At 70.5% G+C, this 2,882-nt stretch carries 5 protein-coding genes; 3 read left to right on the forward strand and 2 right to left on the reverse strand.

The window, feature by feature from the left end:
* The 3 genes from LQT98_RS23720 to LQT98_RS23730 all read left to right on the forward strand — a co-directional run.
* Positions 1-260: dual specificity protein phosphatase family protein (locus tag LQT98_RS23720; RefSeq protein WP_231465713.1), on the forward strand; the 260-nt coding region annotated here is incomplete at its 5' end.
* On the forward strand, positions 257-646 hold the full coding sequence (locus LQT98_RS23725) for a hypothetical protein (RefSeq protein WP_231465715.1): 390 nt from the start codon (positions 257-259) through the stop codon (positions 644-646). The genes LQT98_RS23720 and LQT98_RS23725, both read left to right, overlap by 4 nt.
* 39 nt (positions 647-685) lie before the next feature.
* A complete protein-coding gene (locus LQT98_RS23730) occupies positions 686-895 on the forward strand; it encodes a hypothetical protein (RefSeq protein WP_048409874.1) in 210 nt (69 codons plus the stop codon).
* Between the two features lie 57 nt (positions 896-952).
* Here LQT98_RS23730 and phnE read toward each other — a convergent pair whose 3' ends face one another.
* Together phnE and LQT98_RS23740 are read right to left on the reverse strand one after the other, a co-directional pair.
* Positions 953-2,527: a phosphonate ABC transporter, permease protein PhnE gene (phnE, locus tag LQT98_RS23735; RefSeq protein ID WP_231465717.1), complete on the reverse strand. Its 1,575-nt coding sequence runs from the start codon at positions 2,525-2,527 to the stop codon at positions 953-955.
* On the reverse strand, positions 2,521-2,882 hold a 362-nt coding region (locus LQT98_RS23740; RefSeq protein ID WP_231465719.1), incomplete at its 5' end, for an ATP-binding cassette domain-containing protein. The genes LQT98_RS23740 and phnE, both read right to left, overlap by 7 nt.

The raw sequence follows: 2,882 nt of genomic DNA on the forward strand, positions 1-2,882 counted from the left end.
CGCCTCCGGCGCAGCTGCGCCAGGCGGCGCTGGCCTTGCAGCAGTTGCGGGCCAGCCATCGCGGGCCGCTGCTGGTGCATTGCGCGCTGGGCTTGACCCGCAGCGCCGTGGTATTGCTGGCCTGGCTGGTGCTCAGCGGCCGCGCCAGCTCGGTGGAGCAGGCGCGCGCACTGCTGCGGCAACGCCGCCAGCGCGTGGAGTTGAGCGATGCGCAATGCGCGGAGCTGGCGCGTCAGTGCGCGCGAATGGAGCCGTTATGAAGACCGAGCTCGCGCAGGCGCGGCTGAGCGCCGCGGTGCTGGCTTCCAGCCGTTGGCTGTGCTGGCCCAGCTGGGGGCTGTTGGCCTTGATGGTGCTGGCGTCGCCGTCGGCGCTGTGGCTGCCGCTGTGCGCGGCTGTCGCTTTATGGCAGGCCTGGCTAGGTTGGCGCTTGCAATTGGACGCCGCGCTGTTGCGGGCGCTGGATTCGGCTGGCACTCTTGAGGAGCTGGACTTGAGCTTGTCGCGGCTGTTTGGCCGCGACTTGGCCGGCCGCTCGCTGGAAGCGCGGCAGCGCGGCATGGCCCGTTTGCTGCGCGGCTTCCTGTTGGCGACCGGCTTGTGCTGGCTGCTGGGTCTGGCCGGGTTGTTGGCGGGGCGGATGTGAACAATAAGAAGATTCAAGTGTGAGATGAGGAGAACCGTGATGAGCAAGAGAGCATGGTATGGCGGCGCGGCATGCGCCTTGCTGGCCGCCGGCGGCGTGGCCTGGTTGGGACTGATGCTGGCGGGCTTTGGCGCGTCCGGCGGCAATGGCGGCACGCCGGAGTGGCCGTTCTTGGTGGCCAAGGCCCTGGGGTTCGCGGGTTTCGCGATGTTTGTGTGTGGATTGGTGGCCTGCAAGGAAGTCAATTAAGAATGGGGTGAGAACGGACGGGGCGGCAAGCGTAGGCTTGCCGCCCCGTTCCTCGTTTCAGCCCATGCGCTGGCGCAGCGCGCGGCTCAGCTGTTCCACGCCCCAGGACAGCGCCACCATCGCCAGGATGATGGCCGCGGCGGCCTGCTGCTGGAACAGCGACAGCGCGAGATACAGCTGCTGGCCCAGGCCGCCGGCGCCGACGATGCCGAGCACGGTGGCGATGCGGATATTGTTTTCCCAGCGGTACAGCGTGTAAGCCAGCCATTGGCTGGCCACCATGGGCAGCGGTCCGTAGCAGAAGGCGGCGACGCGGCCCGCGCCGGCGTTGAGCAGCGCCTGTTCCGCTTGCGGCGGCGCGTTTTCTAGCGTTTCCGCGAACAGGCGGCCCAACACGCCGGCGGTGTGCAGCGCCAGCGCCAGCACCCCGGCGGCCGGCCCCAGGCCCAGCGCCAGCACCGCCAGCGCCGCCCACAGCAGATCCGGGATGCCGCGCAGCATATTCAGCAACAGCCGCGTCGCGCGCTTGGCGGCGGCCCCCAGCCGGCCGGCGGCGGGCAGCGCCAGCGGCATGGCCATCAAGGCGGCCAGCACCGTGCCCAGCGCCGACATCGCCAGGGTTTCCACCACGCCTTGTCCCAGTTGCCGCAAGTTTGGGGCGGAGAGGTCCGGCGGCAGGAATTCCATGGCGAAGCGCGGCAGGCCGCGCCAGTCGAAGCCGTTGGCGCGCCAATCCGGCCACAGCCAGTACAGGCTGAACGCGGTCAGCGCGCCGCCGGCCAGCAATAGGCGGCGTCCGCCGCCGTCGCGCTCCAGCGCGCGCCGCGACCAGCGGCTGACGCCCTCGCTCAAGCCCACCAGCAACAGGAACACCAATAGCAAGGTGCCGACCTCGCCGCCATTGAGCATTTTCAGGCTGCTGTCCAGCAATTGGCCGATGCCGCCGGCGCCGACGAAGCCCATCACCGCCGACGCGCGGATCGCGCATTCCCAGCGGTAAACGCTGTAGCTGATCAATTCCGGCAAGGCCTGTGGCCACAGCGCCCAGCACAGCCGTTGCCAGCGGCTGGCGCCGGCAGCCGCCAGCGCCTGGGCCGGCGCGCGTGGCTGGGATTCCAGGATTTCCGCGTAAACCTTGCCCAGCATGCCGCCGTAGGCCAGGCCCAAGGCCAGCACCGCCGGCAGGCTGCCCAGGCCGGCGGCGCGCACGAAGAGCAGCGCCCAGACGATGTCCGGCACGCCGCGCAGCCATACCATCAACCCGCGCAGCAGGCTCTGCGCGGTCAGGACGGTGCGGCGCGGCCGGACCGCGGTGAGTTGGTGATCGTCCAGCGCGCGGCTGGTGGCGAAGGCCAGCGGCGCGCCCAGCAGCATGGCCAGGCACAGGCCGGCGCTGGCCACCGCCAGCGTGGTGGCGGTTTCCTTGGCCACTTCTTTCAGAAAGTCGCCGTCGTGCGCCGGCGGCAGAAAGCCGGCGGCGAAGCGAGCCAGGCTGAGCCAGGTGTCGCTATTGAACAAGGTGCTCAGCGTGAACTGGGTCAGCGGCAGCGTCGGCAGCAGCAAGGCCAGCGTCAGCAGCAGCCAGCCCAGCCGCGCGCGGGCGGCCGGGTCGCGCGGCGCGGGCTTCAGCATTGCAAGCCCCTGAGCGCCGCGCTGGGCGCGGCTGGCTCTGCCGCGCTCTCGGGCGCGTCGCCGGCGTAGAGTTCGGCCAGCAGAGTGGCGTCGACTTGCTCGCGCGGCAGATCGAAGGCGATGGCGCCGTCGCGCAGGCCGATGATGCGCGGGAAGTGCGCCAGCGCCAGCGGCACCGAGTGCAGGCTGACCAATAGCGTGGCCTGGCGGGCGCGGGCGTCCTCGCACAGTAGGCGTATGCTGTCATCGGCCAGCCTGGGGTCCAGCGCCGATACCGGCTCGTCGGCCAGCAACAGTTCCGGCCGTTGGTACAGCGCGCGGGCGATGCCGACACGCTGACGCTGGCCGCCGGACA

The sequence above is a fragment of the Chromobacterium aquaticum genome, from assembly GCF_021129195.1.
Taxonomy (GTDB): domain Bacteria; phylum Pseudomonadota; class Gammaproteobacteria; order Burkholderiales; family Chromobacteriaceae; genus Chromobacterium; species Chromobacterium aquaticum.